Origin of the sequence: Nocardioides sp. Bht2, from assembly GCF_047308515.1 — a bacterium.
GTDB lineage: Bacteria > Actinomycetota > Actinomycetes > Propionibacteriales > Nocardioidaceae > Nocardioides.
In genome coordinates this window covers 125,035-140,703 of sequence record NZ_JBLBWI010000007.1, presented here as the reverse complement: position 1 = coordinate 140,703, position 15,669 = coordinate 125,035, and the positions used below count along the sequence as shown (strand labels likewise).

Sequence of the window (15,669 nt, the reverse complement as noted above, 5' to 3'; positions counted from 1 at the left end):
AACGGAAGAGGTGTGCGGATGGCGGCAATGAAGCCGCGGACGGGTGACGGTCCGCTGGAGGTCACCAAGGAAGGTCGCGGAATCGTAATGCGCGTCCCGCTCGAAGGTGGTGGCCGACTCGTTGTCGAGCTGAACGCCGAGGAAGCGACGGCGCTCGGAGACGCCCTCAAGGGCGTCGTCGGCTGACGTCGGTGTCCGTCACCACCGCAGCCCCGCACTTGCCCGCTCAGGTAGCGCCTCCCGCGTTCTCCCTGAGCCGGACACTCGGAACTAGCGCCACCACGGATGTGGTGGCGCTAGGAGTGTTCGCCGACGGCGGGCCGCGGCTCGCGGAGCCGGTCCAGGCCTGGGCCGACCAGCTCGGCCTGGATCTTTCCGGCGCACTGGCGCTGTTGCAGGTCACCGGAGAGGCCGGCCAGGTGGTGCGTCATGCCACCGGCCACAGCGCGGCACCGCTGCTCCTCCTCGTCGGCCTCGGTGCCGGCAGCGTCACCGACTACCGTCGTGCCGGTGCCGCTCTGGCCCGCACGGCCAAGGGGTTGGCTGCGCTCAGCACCTCGATCACCGACGGTGTCGACGACGCTGCCTTCGCGGCGTTCGTGACCGGCGCCGTGCTGGGCTCGTTCGAATTCCACTGGCGTTCCACGGGCCCCGCCCAGCAGCCGGTCGGCCAGATCGTTCTGGTCGACGCAGCCGAGCGCGAGGCCCAACTGGCCCGCGCCGAGGCGATCGCGGTGGCGAGTTGGCGGGCACGGTTCTGGTGCACCACTCCGTCGAACCTGAAGAACCCACAGTGGCTCGCCGACCAGGCCCAGGAGCTCGCCGACCAGGCCGGGCTCGAGGTCACCGTCTGGGACGAGTCCGACCTGGCCCGCGACGGCTTCGGCGGTCTGCTCGCCGTTGGCGCGGCCTCCTCGACGCCGCCCCGATTGATCCGGATCGACTACCGCCCGGGCAAGGGCGTCACGAAGGTCAAGGGCCACATCGCGCTGGTGGGTAAGGGGATCACCTTCGACACCGGGGGTCTCTCGATCAAGCCCGGCGATTCGATGGTCAACATGAAGCGGGACATGACCGGCGGCGCCGTGGTGCTGGCCACCATGCTGGCGTTGGCGCAGGTCGGCTGCCCGGTCCGGGTGACCGGGCTGATCGCCGCCGCGGAGAACGCTATCGACGGCACGGCCTACCGACCCGGCGACGTGATCACCCACTTCGGTGGTCGCACGACCGAGGTCACCAATACCGACGCCGAGGGCCGTCTGGTGTTGGCCGACGCCCTCGCCTACGCGGTCGCGGAGGTCAAGCCCGACGCGGTGCTGGACATCGCCACCCTGACCGGGGCGATGAAGGTCGCCCTCGGTCTCCGCACGGGCGGTTACTTCGCCAACAACGAACCCTTGGCCGAGCTGATCGCCGCCGCTGCCGAGCGCAGCGGCGAGAAGCTGTGGCGGATGCCGTTGGCCGCCGAGTACGAGGAGAAGCTCTCCTCCAAGGTCGCCGACGCCGACAACGCAGCAGGCGGTCCGGGCGCGATCACCGCGGCCCTCTTCCTGCAGCATTTCACGCAGAAGGTCCCGTGGGCCCACCTCGACATCGCCTCGGTGGGCGATGCCCTGGAGGACTACGACCTCTGGACCAAGGGTCCCACCGGCTTCGGCGCCCGCGCGCTGCTGCACTGGCTGGAGACCGAGAACCCCCTGGAAGGAATCCGATGAAGGGCCTGACCGTCCGTTGGTCGCTGGTTGACGTTCCCGCCGAGGTCTCGGCGGCCCTGCCGGGCTATGTCGCCGACGGTTCGCACGCCCGTTTCGAGGGGATGGCCGGCCTGGCCTACAAGACCTGGCGGATGCGCTCGGGCGAATGGTTCGAAGGCAGCTACGTCTTCGCCTCCGACGAGGAGCGCGCTGCGTTCCAGGAGACCTTCACCGCAGGGGCGGCCGACGCGCCGATCTCCAAGCTGACCGGCGCCGGGCCGATCCTGATCGAGGCCTGCGACGTGGTCGCGATCGCCGAGGGTGCGGCGGGCTTCGCCTCCACCCCCGACGCGATGGGCTGACGCCCGAGGGCTCAGCCCTCTTCGGGGTGCCAGACCTTCTTGGCGGCGAGCAGGCCGTCGCCGACCGGAAGCAGGACCGGGACCAACGCCTCGTTCTCGGCGATGGCGCGGCCGAGCTCGCGGATCACGACGGTCTCCTCGTCGCGCTGTGCCGGGTCCGCGACCCGGTCGTGCCACAAGGCGTTGTCGAAGCAGACCACGCCGCCGGGACGCAGCAACCGCAGCGCTTCGGCCAGGTAGTCGGCGTACTCGCGCTTGTCGCCGTCGCAGAAGACCAGGTCGTAGTGCCCATCGGTGAGCCGGGGGAGCACGTCGAGCGCAGGGCCGGCGATGGTGCGGGCGCGCTGGGCGGGGATGCCGTCCTCGGCGAACCCCTCCTTGGCGAGCCGCTGGTGCTCAGCTTCGACGTCGACGGTGGTCAGCACGCCGTCGCTGCGCATGCCGCGCAGCAACCAGAGCCCCGAGATCCCGGTGCCGGTGCCGATCTCGACCACGGCGCGGGCATCCAGCACGGAGGCGAGGAACCGCAACGCGGAGCCTACGCCGGGGCTGATCGGTACGACGCCGACCTCTTCCGCGCGGGCGCGGGCAGCGGCGAGCACGTCGTCCTCGGCAACGAAGTTCTCGGCGTAAGCCCAACTCGCTGGCGTGATCGCGGTGGTGATGGCGGCCTCCTGGGCTCGGGGTGGTGCAACGGGAGTGACCTTACCAACGTGGGAACACTTCGCGCTCGTGGCTCGTTGGGCACAAGGAGGAGTTCTGAGGGAGTCTGCGGTATTCGTTCAGGTTCTTCTCAGCCCAGATCCCTACGGTGAAGAGGTCAGATGCGACGACGCCAGCACGAGGAGCGCACGGTGACCACCAGTTTGAGCCCCCACGAAGTCCCCAGCTGGGACCAGATCGTGGCCGAGCACTCCGACCGTGTCTACCGCCTCGCCTACCGGCTCACCGGGAACCCTGCCGACGCTGAGGACCTGACCCAGGACGTCTTCGTCCGGGTCTTCCGCTCGCTCGACTCCTACAGCCCCGGCACCTTCGCCGGCTGGCTGCACCGGATCACCACCAACCTCTTCCTGGACGGCGCCCGCCGCCGTCAGCGGATCCGCTTCGACGCGCTCTCCGACGAGCGTGCCGCCCGGCTGCGCAGCCCCCAGTCGGCCCCGGACGTCGCCTACACCGAGCAGCGGTTCGAGGACGACATCGAGTTGGCGCTGGGCCAGTTGCCGCCCGACTTCCGCGCTGCCGTCGTGCTCTGCGACATCGAGGGCCTGAGCTACGAGGAGATCGCCGAGATCCTCGGTGCCAAGCTCGGCACGGTGCGCTCCCGGATCCACCGTGGCCGCTCGATGCTGCGCGAAGCACTCGCGCACCGGGCGCCGAGCCAGGGTCGTGAGCGGTACTCGGGTCCCGTCCCTGAGCAGCCCGGTCGCGTCCAAGGGGTGAGTCGATGATCGGCGGTCACCTGGGGGACCGGGTCTCCGGCCTGATCGACGGCCGGTACGACGGCGAGGCCGCCGACAAGCTGTGGGCTCACGTCCACGGCTGTGGTGTGTGCCGTGACCAGGTCGAGTACGAGGGCTGGATCAAGTCCCAGATCGCCGGGCTCTCCGGCAGCCAACGGCAGGCCCCTTCCTATCTGGCCAGCCTGTTGACCGAGCCCTCCGCGGCCACCGAGCCGGCGTTCGCGGTGGCGACGGCTCCGGCCCGCCGTAGCTCGATGACGGCAGCGATGGTCGGCGCGGGTTCGGTCGGCGCTGCGGTGCTGGGTGTGATCGCGTTGGCCGGCCCGATCGCTCCTGCCGATCGTCCGATGGACCGCCGCGGCCCCGCGAGCAGCGTCTTCCGTTCGCCGGAGTCGACCGGCGTGAACGGGCCCAACGCCACGCCGAGCGAGGTGCCCGGACCTTTCGGCGGTGCCAAGCCGGTGGCCCGTCGTACTGTGTCCACACCCACTGAACCTCGCAGCGCGGCACCCACTGCTGACGCATCGCTGCCTCGTCGATAGTTGAGAATGACTCTGTGAACGACCAACACACGCCGGGCCCTGGCGGTGACTCAGCTGAGTCCGACGCCGAGTTGACCGCACCGATCACTCCGCAGCACGCCGCCGAACCGGCACCGGCTGAGGCGGAGGTCCCCGCAGCGCCGGAGGCTTCCGAACAGCCTCAGGCCTCGCCGACGCTCCAGTTCCCGGCACCGGTCGAGGGCTCTCGCGTGGCCGGCCCGCCGAGCCAGGTCCCCGGAGCTCCGCAGGTCCCGCTCGGCGCTCCGGCGCCCGGTCCCTACGGCACGCCGCCGCCGTCGGGTAGCCCGTTCGGCGCACCGATCGGTGGTGGCCCGTTCCCGCCTCCGCCGGGTGCCGCCGGTTATGGCTATCCGGTAGCCCCGGCTCCGCGGGCGAAGGTCTCCAAGGCGGTCTGGCCGGTGGTCTGCCTGCTCTCGCTGTTGCTCGGCCTGGTCGGTGGCGCCCTCGGCGCGATGGGCTACGACAAGTGGCAGGACGACAACACCGAGCCCGGTCGCTCCCGCGACGGGTTGGCCGGTGTGCAGACCGAGACCACGCCGCCGTTGACCAAGGACAACAAGTCGATCGAGGCGGTGGCCAGCAAGCTGCTGCCGAGCACCGTGCAGATCATCGCCGACTTCGAGGGCGAGGAGGGCGGTGCCACCGGCTCCGGCTTCGTTCTCGACCGCCAAGGCCACGTCGTCACCAACAACCACGTGATCGAGGACGCCGCCAAGAAGGACGGCCGGATCCGGATCGTGCTCCACGACGGCACCCGGTACGACGCCACCGTGGTCGGTCGCAGCACCGTCTACGACCTCGCCGTGCTCTACAGCAAGGACGCCATCGACGAACTGGTCCCGGCCTCGCTCGGCGAGTCCGCGAAGCTCCGGGTCGGTGAGGGCGTGGTCGCCTTCGGCTCGCCGCTCGGCCTGACCAGCACCGTGACCGCGGGCATCATCAGCGCGCTGAACCGGCCGGTCACCACCGGCGGGACCGACGACCTGAACTCCTACATCAACGCGATCCAGACCGACGCCGCGATCAACCCGGGCAACTCGGGTGGTCCGCTGGTCAACCTGCAGGGCCAGGTGATCGGCGTCAACTCGGCGATCGCGACCACCGGCGGTGGCGGGAGCAGCGAGTCCGGCAACATCGGCGTCGGCTTCGCGATCCCGGTCGAGCAGGTCCGGGTCACCGCCGACCAGATCCTCAAGGACGGCGAGGCGCAGTACCCGGTGATCGGCGCCTCGGTGATCACCGCCGACAACCGCGAAGGTGTCCGGATCGAGAAGGTGAACCCGGGCAGTGCGGCGGAGAAGGCAGGCCTGAAGAAGAACGACGTCGTGGTCGAGATCGCCGGTCAGCCGGTCAACGACAGCCCGAGCCTGATCGTGGCGATCCGCTCGCACCTTCCGGGCGAGAAGGTCATCCTGACCGTCGAGCGCGGCGGCAAGGAGCGCGAGGTCACCGTCACTCTCGACTCCCAGGTCGGCTGACGGCAGAGCGCCACCAGCAACGAACAGCGCGACCCGCGCTACTGCTCACCGCGGTAGCGCGGGTCGACCTGTTCCGCGTCGATGCCGAGCAGGTCGGCGACCTGCTCGACGACCAGGGTCAGGACCAGCGCCTGCAGCTCCTCACGCCCGTCGCAGCGCTGCTCGATCGGCCGTCGGAAGAGCACCAACCGGGTCGGTCGGCCACCCGTGCCGCGGACCAGCGAGGAGAGCGGCACGTTGTCGTCCCAGTTCGCCGGGACGATCGGGGTGTCCTCGACGGCGTACTCGACCAGGCCGAGCCTGCTGGTCCAACGCCGGTCGATCTCGGTGACGATGCCGAGCACGATCGCGTCGAACTGTTCGCGGTTGCTGGGCCGCGGTCGCAGCACCAGATCGTTGCCGTGGCGGGCCGGCAACAGTGCCGGTCCGCGCATTCCACGACCGCGTCGATCTCTACGTGGTGAACTCACGACCGCGAGCCTAATCGGCCGGGCCTCAACCACGAGGTAGCGTGTCGCTGTGAATCCAGCCCGTCGTTGTTCGCGTACAGCGTGCGGTCGCCCTGCCATCAGCACGCTGACCTACGTCTACGCCGATCAGATTGCCGTGCTGGGCCCGCTCGCCACCTTCGCCGAGCCGCACGCCTACGACCTGTGTGAACTGCACAGCGAACGGCTGAGCGCGCCGCGGGGGTGGGAAGTGATGCGCCTGGCTCCGGACCCGTCGGCAGCCGAGCCGACCAGCGACGACCTGCTGGCCCTGGCGGACGCCGTCCGCGAGGCCGCGCGCCCCGCTCCGGCGCCACAGCCGCCGGTCAACGAGACCGGTCGCGAGACCACCCGGCGTGGTCACCTGCGGGTGCTGACCTCGGACTGAGCCCGAGTGCCGATAGGCTCAGGTTCATGCTCGATTCCGTGACCCTCTCCCCGGACAATCTGCACGCCATCTTCAAGGCGTATGACGTTCGCGGCACCGTGGGCGACCAGCTCGACGAGGTCCTTGCCGAACGGATCGGCGGCGCCTTCGTCGCCATCACCGGTGCGCCGACCGTCGTCGTCGGCTACGACATGCGTCCGTCCTCGCCCGGCCTGGCCGGAGCCTTCGCCCAGGGCGCAGCCGCGGCCGGCGCCGACGTGGTGATGATCGGCCTCGCCTCGACCGACCAGCTCTACTTCGCTTCCGGCCACCTCGGGCACGCCGGCGCGATGTTCACCGCGAGCCACAACCCGGCGGCCTACAACGGCATCAAGATGTGCCGCGCCGGTGCCGCGCCGATCGGGATGGAGACCGGCCTCGCCGAGATCCGCGACGCCGTCGCCACGGTGCACCGCGCGAGCACCGTCGGCACGATCAGCGAGACCGACGTGCTCGGCGGCTACGTGAACCACCTGCTCGGCCTCGTCGGTTGGGGCCCGCGCCAGCTCAAGGTGGTCGTCGACGCCGGCAACGGGATGGCGGGGCTCACCGCGCCGGCCGTCTTCGCCGAGATGGGCGCCGTCGAGATGGTGCCGATGTACTTCGAGCTCGACGGCACCTTCCCCAACCACGAGGCGAACCCGATCGAGCCGGCCAACCTGGTCGACCTGCAGAAGCGGGTGCTCGCCGAAGGCGCCGACATCGGCCTCGCCTTCGACGGCGACGCCGACCGCTGCTTCCTGGTCGACGAGCGCGGCGAGCTGGTCACGCCGTCCACGTTGACGGCGCTGATCGCGGCGCGCGAGTTGGCCCGCGAGCCCGGCGCCACCATCATCCACAACCTGATCACCTCGCGTGCCGTGCCGCAGATCGTCACCGAGCTCGGCGGTACTCCGGTCCGGACCCGGGTCGGCCACTCCTACATCAAGGCCACGATGGCCGAGACCGGCGCCATCTTCGGTGGCGAGCACAGCGGCCACTTCTACTTCCGTGATTTCTGGAAGGCCGACTCCGGGATGCTGGCCGCGCTCCATGCGCTGGCCGCCCTCTCGGAGACCGAGGGCACGCTCTCGGAGCTGCTGGCCCCCTACGACCGGTTCACCTCCTCGGGCGAGATCAACTCCACCGTCGCCGATCAGGCCGGCGTCGTCGAGACGTTGGTCGAGAGCTGGGCGAACCGCGACGGCGTCGAGGTGGACCGTCTCGACGGCCTCACCGTGGCGCACGCCGACTGGTGGTTCAACGTACGAGCGTCCAACACCGAGCCGCTGCTGCGGCTCAACGTCGAAGGACGCGATGAAGAGACCATGGCCGGCATCCGCGACGAGGTGCTTGCCGAGATCCGGAAGGACGCCAAGTGAACATCGACTCCAAGCTGCTGGAGATCATCGTCTGCCCCGAGTGCCGGTCCACGCTGGAGCCCCAGGGCGAGGAACTGGTCTGCACCTCCTGCGGCCTGGCCTACCCGGTCCGCGACGACATCCCGGTGCTGTTGGTCGACGAGGCGCGTAGGCCTCAGTGATGGGCACCTGGTTCGACGAGTCGCGCCTGGACGGTGAGGCGGCACAGGCCGACCCCGGCTTGCGTCTGCTCGCCGAATCGGGTGCGCGGGTGCGACGCGCGGCGGGGGAGTCCGCCGAGGCGATCGAGGATGCCCTGGCCCGGACCCGCGACCTTCGGCCTCGGGCCGTGATCGCGGCCGGTCCCGACTCCCGGCTGTTGCGCGCGGTGCTCGAACCCTGGTGCCCGGTGCCGTTCGTGGCGTGGCCGCACCCCGGCCTCCCGGGGTGGGCGGGCAGCCTCGACCTGGTGGTCATGCTGGCTCCGGAACGGAGCGACCCGGCTGCCGCGTCAGCGGTCGCGGAGGCGGTCCGGCGCGGCTGCCAGGTGGTGATCGCCTGCGCGCCCGACTCGATGGTGGCCGAGCACGCGGCCGGCCGGTGGACCAGCGTGCTGCCGACCGGTGACGGCGACCAGCTCGCCACCGCCGTCGTCATGCTCGACTTCCTGCACCGGGCCGAGCTCGGACCGGTCGCAGACGCCGAGGAGGTGGCCCGCGCTCTCGACGAGGTGGCCATCGCCTGCTCGCCGATGCGCGACCTCGCCGTCAACCCCGCCAAGATGCTGGCGATCGCGCTCGCCGACGCCAACCCGGTGCTCTGGGGTGGCTCGGTGTTGGCGGCGCGTGCCGCCCGCCGGGTCGCCGAGTCGATCCGCCGGTCCACCGGTCGCGGCGCACTGGCCGGAGACGCCGAACACCTGCTGCCGGTGCTGGAGGGTGCGGCGCCGCGCAACGTCTTCGACGATCCGTTCGCCGATGAGCCGACCGACCTGCGGCCGGTGCTGCTGGTGCTCGACGACGGCAGCGACGATCCCGTCGTCCGCGAGCAGCGCGGGCGGTTGTTGGCGGCGGCCAGCAGCCGTGGCGTCCGGGTCGAGACGGTCGAGACGTCCGCGGCCAGCGAGGTGGCGCGTTACGCGTCCCTGCACCTGAGCGGGAGCTACGCCGCCGCCTACCTCCGGCTCGCCCTGGTCTCCGACTGATCCCAGGATCGGGTGCTGGCGGGCGGTGGCCACTACGCTGCGCGTTGTGAATGGACAGCGGAAGGTGATGCGATGAGCGGCGGACTGTTCGCACTTCTCGACGATGTGGCGGTGCTCGCCCGGATGGCTGCGGCCTCGATCGACGACGTGGCGGCTGCGGCCGGCAAGGCGACGGTGAAGTCGGCCGGCGTGGTCATCGACGACACGGCGGTCACTCCGCAGTACGTACACGGCATCGCTGCTGAGCGCGAGCTGCCGATGATCAAGAAGATCGCGATCGGCTCGATCCGCAACAAGCTGCTGATCATCCTGCCCGCGGCGTTGATCCTCAACGCCTTCCTGCCCGACCTGCTGCCGATCATCCTGATCCTCGGCGGCACGTTCCTCGCCTTCGAGGGCGCCCACAAGGTCTGGCACCATTTCTTCGCCCACGACGACGGCCACGAGGCTCCGGTCACCGAGCTCGGTCCGGACGCCGAGAAGGAGATGGTGGGCGGCGCGATCCGCACCGACCTGATCCTCTCCGCCGAGATCATGGTGATCGCGTTGGCCTCGGTCGCCTCGGAGAGCGTCTGGACCCAACTCTTCGTGTTGCTCGCGGTCGCGGTGGTGATCACCGTCGCCGTCTACGGCGTGGTCGCCCTGATCGTGAAGATGGACGACGTCGGGCTGAGCCTGTCGTTGCGGACGCCGCCGCTGGCCAAGCGGATCGGCCTGGCGTTGGTCGCCGGGATGCCGAAGCTGCTGACCGCCCTGTCGGTGGTCGGCACGGTGGCGATGCTCTGGGTGGGTGGCCACATCCTGCTGGTGAACGTGCATGAGGCCGGCTGGTGGGACGCTCCGTACAACTGGGTCCATGACATCGAGCACGAGATCGAGCACGCGGTGCACGGCGCCTTCGGTGCGGTCCTCGGCTGGCTGGCGAACACCGCGATCTCGGCCGTCGTCGGATTCGTGGTCGGCTCGGTGGTGGCCGGTCTGGTCAGCCTGTGGCCCGCGAAGGCCGAGAAGTAGCCGATTCTTCGGTCGCAGAATTGCCCGGCGGGCGGCGCCCGCTTGTAGTGTGGGCCACGGTCATGCGCGGGAGATCCCGTCGAAGCGCAGATGCGCCGCAGGCCGCACATCTTGTCTGAGGTGGAGAATCATGGACTACAAGGTCAAGGACCTGACCCTCGCGGAGTTCGGCCGCAAGGAACTGACGCTGGCTGAGCACGAGATGCCGGGCCTGATGGCGATGCGCGAGCGCTTCGGCGCCGACCAGCCGCTCAAGGGAGCCCGGATCGCCGGCTCGCTGCACATGACGATCCAGACCGGTGTCCTGATCGAGACGCTGACCGCGCTCGGTGCGGACGTCCGCTGGGCGACCTGCAACATCTTCTCGACCCAGGACCACGCGGCGGCTGCCGTCGTCGTCGGCCCGAACGGGACCCCGGAGAACCCCCAGGGCACCCCCGTCTTCGCCTGGAAGGGCGAGACGCTGGCCGAGTACTGGGACGAGGCCGAGAAGGTCTTCGACTTCACCGACGCCGAGGGCAACAAGGTCGGCCCGAACATGCTGCTCGACGACGGCGGCGACATCACGCTGCTCGTGCACAAGGGTGTCGAGTTCGAGAAGGCCGGCGCGGTTCCCGGTCAGGACTCCACCGACAACGAGGAGTTCAAGGAGGTGCTGCGCGTCCTGGCCCGTTCGCTGGAGAACGACCCGCAGCGCTGGACCAACATCGCCAACGGGATCATGGGCGTCACCGAGGAGACCACCACCGGTGTGCTGCGCCTCTACGACCGCTACAAGGAGGGCTCGCTCCTCTTCCCGGCGATCAACGTCAACGACTCGGTCACCAAGTCGAAGTTCGACAACAAGTACGGCTGCCGCCACTCGCTGATCGACGGCATCAACCGCGGTACCGACGTGATGATCGCCGGCAAGACCGCCGTCGTCTGTGGCTACGGCGACGTCGGCAAGGGCTCCGCCGAGTCGCTGCGCGGCCAGGGCGCTCGCGTGATCATCACCGAGATCGACCCGATCTGCGCACTGCAGGCCGCGATGGACGGCTACGAGGTCAAGCGCCTCGAGTCGGTCGTCGAGTTCGCCGACATCTTCATCACCACCACCGGTAACTTCGACATCATCCGGGTCGAGCACTTCGAGAAGATGAAGAACCAGGCCATCGTCGGCAACATCGGCCACTTCGACAACGAGATCGACATGGCCGGTCTGGCCAAGATCCCGGGGATCGTCAAGGACGAGATCAAGCCGCAGGTCCACCAGTGGATCTTCGCCGACGGCAAGAAGGTCATCGTGCTCTCCGAGGGGCGTCTGCTCAACCTCGGCAACGCGACCGGCCACCCGTCGTTCGTGATGTCGAACTCCTTCACCAACCAGGTGCTGGCCCAGATCGAGCTCTTCACCAAGCTCGCCGAGTACCCGATCGGCGTCTACGTGCTGCCCAAGCACCTCGACGAGGAGGTCGCCCGCCTCCACCTCGACGCGATCGGCGTCGAGCTGACCGTGCTGAACCAGGACCAGGCCGACTACCTGGGTGTCCCGGTCGAGGGCCCGTTCAAGTCGGAGCACTACCGGTACTGAGGTAGAGGCCGGATGAATTCAATCGACAGCAAGGGGCGCATCCTCGTCGTTGACGACGATGCGTCCCTTGCCGAGATGCTCACCATCGTGTTGCGCCAGGAAGGCTTCGACAGCCGGGTCTGCACACGGGGTGACCGGGCGGTCGCCGAGTTCCGCGACTACAAACCGGACCTGGTCCTGCTCGACCTGATGCTGCCCGGCAAGGACGGCATCGACGTCTGCAAAGAGATCCGCGCCGAGTCCGGCGTGCCGATCGTGATGCTCACCGCCAAGGGCGACACCATCGACGTGGTGGTCGGCCTGGAGTCCGGTGCCGACGACTACGTCGTCAAGCCGTTCAAGCCCAAAGAGCTGATCGCCCGGATCCGGGCTCGGGTCCGTCGTCTGGACCAGCCGGTCCAGGAGAACCTGACCATCGCCGACCTGGTGATCGACGTGGCGGGCCACGCCGTCACCCGGGCCGACAAGGTGATCAACCTGACGCCCCTGGAGTTCGACCTGTTGGTCTGCCTGGCGCGCAAGCCCTGGCAGGTCTTCACCCGCGAGGTGCTGCTGGAGCAGGTCTGGGGCTACCGGCACGCGGCCGACACCCGGCTGGTGAACGTGCACGTCCAGCGACTCCGTTCCAAGATCGAGCACGACCCGGAGAACCCCGAGGTGGTCGTCACCGTTCGCGGTGTCGGCTACAAGGCCGGAACCTCGAGTTAGGTCCCGGGTGCCGAGGCGGAGCGTCTCCTCAAGCCTGCGCCGTGGCCTGACCTTCTGGCGGCGCTCGGTCCAGGCGCGGGTGGTGGCCAGCACCGTGCTGCTCTCCGCGATCGTGGTCAGCGTGGTGGGCTGGTTCCTGCTGCAACAGACCCGGGACGGTCTGGTCGACGCCCGGGTCGAGCGGGCGGTCGCCGAGGCCACCGACGAGACCGCGCAGGCGCAGATCCGGCTCGCTGCGCTCCCCGGCACGGACGACGACGCCTCGACCCAGCTCCGTCAGCTCGCCGACCCGATCCTGCAACGCGCCGAGGTACGAGGCTTCTCGGTGGTGCTGGCCGGTCCGGTCGGCGACGAGCCGATCGACGTCGCCACGGCCGGTGCCCGGTACTCCACCGACCTGGACCTGAGCAGCGTCCCGGATTCGCTGAGCGCCCACTTCAACGAGTCGCTGGATCCGGCCTGGACCTTCACCACGATCCGCTACATCGACGGCGCGGACACTCCGGACATCGCGGGGGTCGCGGTGGCGTCCGCGATCCAGCTGCCGGCCGACGGCAAGTTCTACACGCTCTACTACCTCTTCCCGATGCAGCAGGAGGAGGACACCCTCGCCCTGGTCTCGCGGGCGCTGCTCACCGCGGGCGGCCTGCTGCTGGTCCTGGTGGCAGGGCTGACCTGGCTGGTCACCCGGCAGGTGGTCACGCCGATCCGGATGGCCCGACGGACCGCGGAGCGGCTGGCGGCCGGTCACCTGGAGGAGCGGATGTGGGTCCGCGGCCATGACGACATCGCCAGGTTGGCGACCTCGTTCAACCAGATGGCCTCCAGCCTGCAGCGCCAGATCCGCCAGCTCGAGGAGCTGTCCCGGGTCCAGCGCCGGTTCACCTCCGACGTCTCCCATGAACTCCGCACCCCGTTGACCACGGTCCGGATGGCCGGCGATGTGCTGCACGACGCGCGCGACGAGTTCGACCCGGTCACCGCACGCGCGGCCGAGCTGCTGCAGACCGAGCTGGACCGCTTCGAGGGTCTGCTGAGCGACCTGCTGGAGATCAGCCGTTTCGACGCGGGCGCTGCCGCCCTCGAGCTCGACGACATCAACCTCATCGACGTCGCCCACCGGGTCGTCGACATCACCCGGGGGCTGGCCGAGCAGCGCGGGATGACGGTCACGGTGCAGGCGCTGCGAGAGCCGGTGCTCGCCGAGGCGGACACCCGCCGGGTGGAGCGGATCGTCCGCAATCTGGTCTCGAACGCGATCGACCACGCCGACTCCGGACCGATCGTGGTGATCGTCAACGGTGACGATCACGCCGCGGCGATCGCGGTCCGCGACCACGGGGTAGGACTGGCGCCCGGTGAGGCGGCGCTGGTCTTCAACCGGTTCTGGCGGGCCGATCCGGCCCGGGCCCGGACCAGTGGCGGTACCGGGCTGGGTTTGGCGATCTCGTTGGAGGACACTCATCTACACGGAGGTTGGCTCCAGGCCTGGGGCCAACCGGGGCAGGGCGCTCAGTTCCGGCTGACCTTGCCGCGTCGGGCCGGCCAGCCTCTGCGGCACAGCCCGATCCCGCTCGTGCCCGACGACGTGGAGGCGTGATGAGACGACGTACGTTCGCTCCGCTGATGCTCCTCGCCGCGCTGGTCTGCACGGCCTGTGTCTCGTTGCCGACCGAGGGCGGCGTCCGGGTGACCGAGCAGAACACCCAGGCCACCCCCGAGGCGGGCTTCCCCTACAACCCGCGGCCGCCGCAGCCGGGGGAGACGCCGGCCGAGATCGTCCGACACTTCCTCGACGCGATGACGGCCAACCCGATCTCGACGGCGGTGGCGCGCCAGTTCCTGAGCGCCCCGGCCCGCGAGGGCTGGCGCCCGAACGACGCGATGATCACCTACGCCGACCTCACCACGCCGTTGGGCGGGAGCACGGTCGAGGTCAACCTCCTCGGCGCGCACCGCCTCGACTCCCGTGGTGCCTGGCAGGGCAAGCTGAACGAGGAGCAGTCCCGGCTGGACTTCTCGATGGTGCTCGAGGACGGCGAGTGGCGGATCAACACGCTGCCCAACGCGATGATCGTGACCGACTCCTGGTTCGCCGACCGCTACACCCAGGCGTCCCTCTTCTTCTTCGACCCGACCGGCACGATCCTGGTGCCGGAGCCGGTCTTCGTGCCCCGCGGCGACCAGTTGGCCACCGCCTTGGTCAGCGGGTTGCTCCGCGGTCCCGTAGCGCCGCGCTCCGACGTCAGTCAGAGCTTCATCCCGCGCGAGTTGCAGGTGGAGTTTTCGATCCCGGTGCCGCAGGACGGCCTGGCCGAGGTGGCGTTGACCGGGGACGTCCCCAACTTCGACAACGACACGCTGGAGTTGATGACGGCGCAGATCGCCTGGACGTTGCGCCAGGACCCGTCGATCGAGCGGTTCCGGGTCACCCTCAACGGGAATCCGATCACCGGCAGCGGCACCCGTTCCGACGTCGACACCTCGATCGGCGAACCGTTCGACCCGGCGGTCCGCGACAGCTGGTTGGCCCCGTTCGCCCTGTTGAAGGGGCGGATGATCTCGCTGAACGCCTCGGGGGAGCAGCCGTTGGACGGTCCCTTCGGGCGGCGGAGCTACGGCCTGCGATCCATGGGTCTGGACCTCAACGCGGAGCTGGTCGCCGGGATCGCCGACGACGGTCGGACCGCGCTGCTCGCCCCGGCCGAGGGCGACGGCGAGCCGCAGGTCGTGCTCAGCCGGGCCAGCAACCTGCTCAAGCCGGCTTGGGATCACGTCGGCGCGCTCTGGTTGCTGGATGCGGCGCCGAGCGGCGCAGTGGTGCGGGTGGTGGTCGGTGGCAAGGTCCGCGAGGTGCAGGTTCCGGGCGTCACCGGTGAACAGGTGGTCGACTTCGTGGTCAGCCGGGATGGTTCGCGGCTGGTCGCGATCGTGGCCGGCCGCGGTAGCGATCGGGTGGTGGTCAGCCGTCTGGCACGACGCGGATCGCAGGTGCGCGGGGTGAACCCGCGAGTGGTCTGGTCGGAGCCGGGGGAGAAGCTCGATCTGCGGGCACTGGCCTGGCGGACGCCGACGGAGGTGCTGGTCGCCCGGGCGATCGCCGGCGACCTGACCCAGGTGACCCGGCGCTCGGTGGACGGTTCCGCGGGGTTGTCGAGTGGCGACGTCTCCTCGGAGTTGGTCCGCGACCGGGTGACGGCGTTGGTCTCCAGCCCGCTCTCGGGCTCACCGGCCTGGGCGGTCGGCGCCCAGGGACAGGCCCACCTGGTGGCCTCGCGCGAGGACGGGTTCGTCCCCGCTCCGGAGCTACGCGCGCTGACCTACGTGGGCTGATCGGCGGCCCTCCACAGCGCGG

The 15,669-nt window shown here is 69.7% G+C and carries 17 protein-coding genes; 15 read left to right on the top strand and 2 right to left on the bottom strand.

Going from position 1 to position 15,669, the window contains the following annotated elements; all coding sequences use genetic code 11:
• Positions 1 to 18: 18 nt before the first annotated feature.
• From ACLM5J_RS11630 to ACLM5J_RS11620, 3 genes are read left to right on the top strand one after another with little or no spacing between them, the layout of a single operon-like run.
• Positions 19 to 186 carry a DUF3117 domain-containing protein gene (locus tag ACLM5J_RS11630; RefSeq protein ID WP_082748240.1) on the top strand — a complete coding sequence of 56 codons (168 nt, stop codon included), beginning with the start codon at positions 19 to 21 and terminating at the stop codon, positions 184 to 186.
• A 5-nt stretch (positions 187 to 191) separates the two neighbouring features.
• On the top strand, positions 192 to 1,715 hold the full coding sequence (locus ACLM5J_RS11625) for a leucyl aminopeptidase (RefSeq protein WP_413656573.1): 1,524 nt from the start codon (positions 192 to 194) through the stop codon (positions 1,713 to 1,715).
• Complete coding sequence (locus ACLM5J_RS11620) at positions 1,712 to 2,056, top strand: hypothetical protein (RefSeq protein WP_413656572.1); 345 nt, start codon at positions 1,712 to 1,714, stop codon at positions 2,054 to 2,056. Before ACLM5J_RS11625 ends, ACLM5J_RS11620 begins: the two co-directional genes overlap by 4 nt.
• Positions 2,057 to 2,067: 11 nt before the next feature.
• Here the strand turns inward: ACLM5J_RS11620 and ACLM5J_RS11615 are convergent, their stop codons facing one another.
• Positions 2,068 to 2,709 carry an O-methyltransferase gene (locus ACLM5J_RS11615; RefSeq protein ID WP_413656596.1) on the bottom strand — a complete coding sequence of 214 codons (642 nt, stop codon included), beginning with the start codon at positions 2,707 to 2,709 and terminating at the stop codon, positions 2,068 to 2,070.
• A 171-nt stretch (positions 2,710 to 2,880) separates the two neighbouring features.
• Here ACLM5J_RS11615 and sigE point away from each other — a divergent pair, with 171 nt between their 5' ends.
• The 3 genes from sigE to ACLM5J_RS11600 are packed head-to-tail and all read left to right on the top strand — an operon-like array spanning position 2,881 to position 5,560.
• Positions 2,881 to 3,507 (top strand): RNA polymerase sigma factor SigE, encoded by a 627-nt coding sequence (sigE, locus tag ACLM5J_RS11610; protein ID WP_413656571.1) that lies wholly within the window; start codon positions 2,881 to 2,883, stop codon positions 3,505 to 3,507.
• Entirely contained in the window at positions 3,504 to 4,061 is a 558-nt protein-coding gene (locus ACLM5J_RS11605) for a hypothetical protein (protein ID WP_413656570.1), read from the top strand. Before sigE ends, ACLM5J_RS11605 begins: the two co-directional genes overlap by 4 nt.
• A gap of 14 nt (positions 4,062 to 4,075) precedes the next feature.
• Positions 4,076 to 5,560, top strand: a complete 1,485-nt coding sequence (locus ACLM5J_RS11600; RefSeq protein ID WP_413656569.1) for a trypsin-like peptidase domain-containing protein — start codon at positions 4,076 to 4,078, stop codon at positions 5,558 to 5,560.
• 38 nt (positions 5,561 to 5,598) lie between these two features.
• Here the strand turns inward: ACLM5J_RS11600 and ACLM5J_RS11595 are convergent, their stop codons facing one another.
• Positions 5,599 to 5,994: a metallopeptidase family protein gene (locus ACLM5J_RS11595; RefSeq protein WP_413656568.1), complete on the bottom strand. Its 396-nt coding sequence runs from the start codon at positions 5,992 to 5,994 to the stop codon at positions 5,599 to 5,601.
• Between the two features lie 85 nt (positions 5,995 to 6,079).
• On the opposite strand from ACLM5J_RS11595, the gene ACLM5J_RS11590 reads away from it, so the two are divergent.
• From ACLM5J_RS11590 to ACLM5J_RS11550, 9 genes are all read left to right on the top strand, one after another.
• Entirely contained in the window at positions 6,080 to 6,436 is a 357-nt protein-coding gene (locus ACLM5J_RS11590; RefSeq protein WP_413656567.1) for a DUF3499 domain-containing protein, read from the top strand.
• Positions 6,437 to 6,462: 26 nt separating this feature from the next.
• Positions 6,463 to 7,836, top strand: coding sequence for a phosphomannomutase/phosphoglucomutase (locus ACLM5J_RS11585; protein WP_413656566.1), 1,374 nt, complete (start codon positions 6,463 to 6,465; stop codon positions 7,834 to 7,836).
• On the top strand, positions 7,833 to 7,997 hold the full coding sequence (locus ACLM5J_RS11580; RefSeq protein WP_413656565.1) for a Trm112 family protein: 165 nt from the start codon (positions 7,833 to 7,835) through the stop codon (positions 7,995 to 7,997). Before ACLM5J_RS11585 ends, ACLM5J_RS11580 begins: the two co-directional genes overlap by 4 nt.
• Positions 7,997 to 9,019, top strand: a complete 1,023-nt coding sequence (locus ACLM5J_RS11575) for an SIS domain-containing protein (RefSeq protein ID WP_413656564.1) — start codon at positions 7,997 to 7,999, stop codon at positions 9,017 to 9,019. The genes ACLM5J_RS11580 and ACLM5J_RS11575 overlap by 1 nt, the downstream gene beginning before the upstream one ends.
• Positions 9,020 to 9,091: 72 nt before the next feature.
• Complete coding sequence (locus ACLM5J_RS11570; protein WP_413656563.1) at positions 9,092 to 10,033, top strand: DUF808 domain-containing protein; 942 nt, start codon at positions 9,092 to 9,094, stop codon at positions 10,031 to 10,033.
• 130 nt (positions 10,034 to 10,163) lie between these two features.
• On the top strand, positions 10,164 to 11,606 hold the full coding sequence (gene ahcY, locus ACLM5J_RS11565; RefSeq protein ID WP_413656562.1) for an adenosylhomocysteinase: 1,443 nt from the start codon (positions 10,164 to 10,166) through the stop codon (positions 11,604 to 11,606).
• Between the two features lie 12 nt (positions 11,607 to 11,618).
• Positions 11,619 to 12,314 carry an MtrAB system response regulator MtrA gene (gene mtrA / locus ACLM5J_RS11560; RefSeq protein ID WP_413656561.1) on the top strand — a complete coding sequence of 232 codons (696 nt, stop codon included), beginning with the start codon at positions 11,619 to 11,621 and terminating at the stop codon, positions 12,312 to 12,314.
• 7 nt (positions 12,315 to 12,321) lie between these two features.
• On the top strand, positions 12,322 to 13,914 hold the full coding sequence (mtrB, locus tag ACLM5J_RS11555) for an MtrAB system histidine kinase MtrB (RefSeq protein WP_413656560.1): 1,593 nt from the start codon (positions 12,322 to 12,324) through the stop codon (positions 13,912 to 13,914).
• Positions 13,914 to 15,647, top strand: coding sequence for an LpqB family beta-propeller domain-containing protein (locus ACLM5J_RS11550; protein ID WP_413656559.1), 1,734 nt, complete (start codon positions 13,914 to 13,916; stop codon positions 15,645 to 15,647). The genes mtrB and ACLM5J_RS11550 overlap by 1 nt, the downstream gene beginning before the upstream one ends.
• Positions 15,648 to 15,669 lie beyond the last annotated feature (22 nt).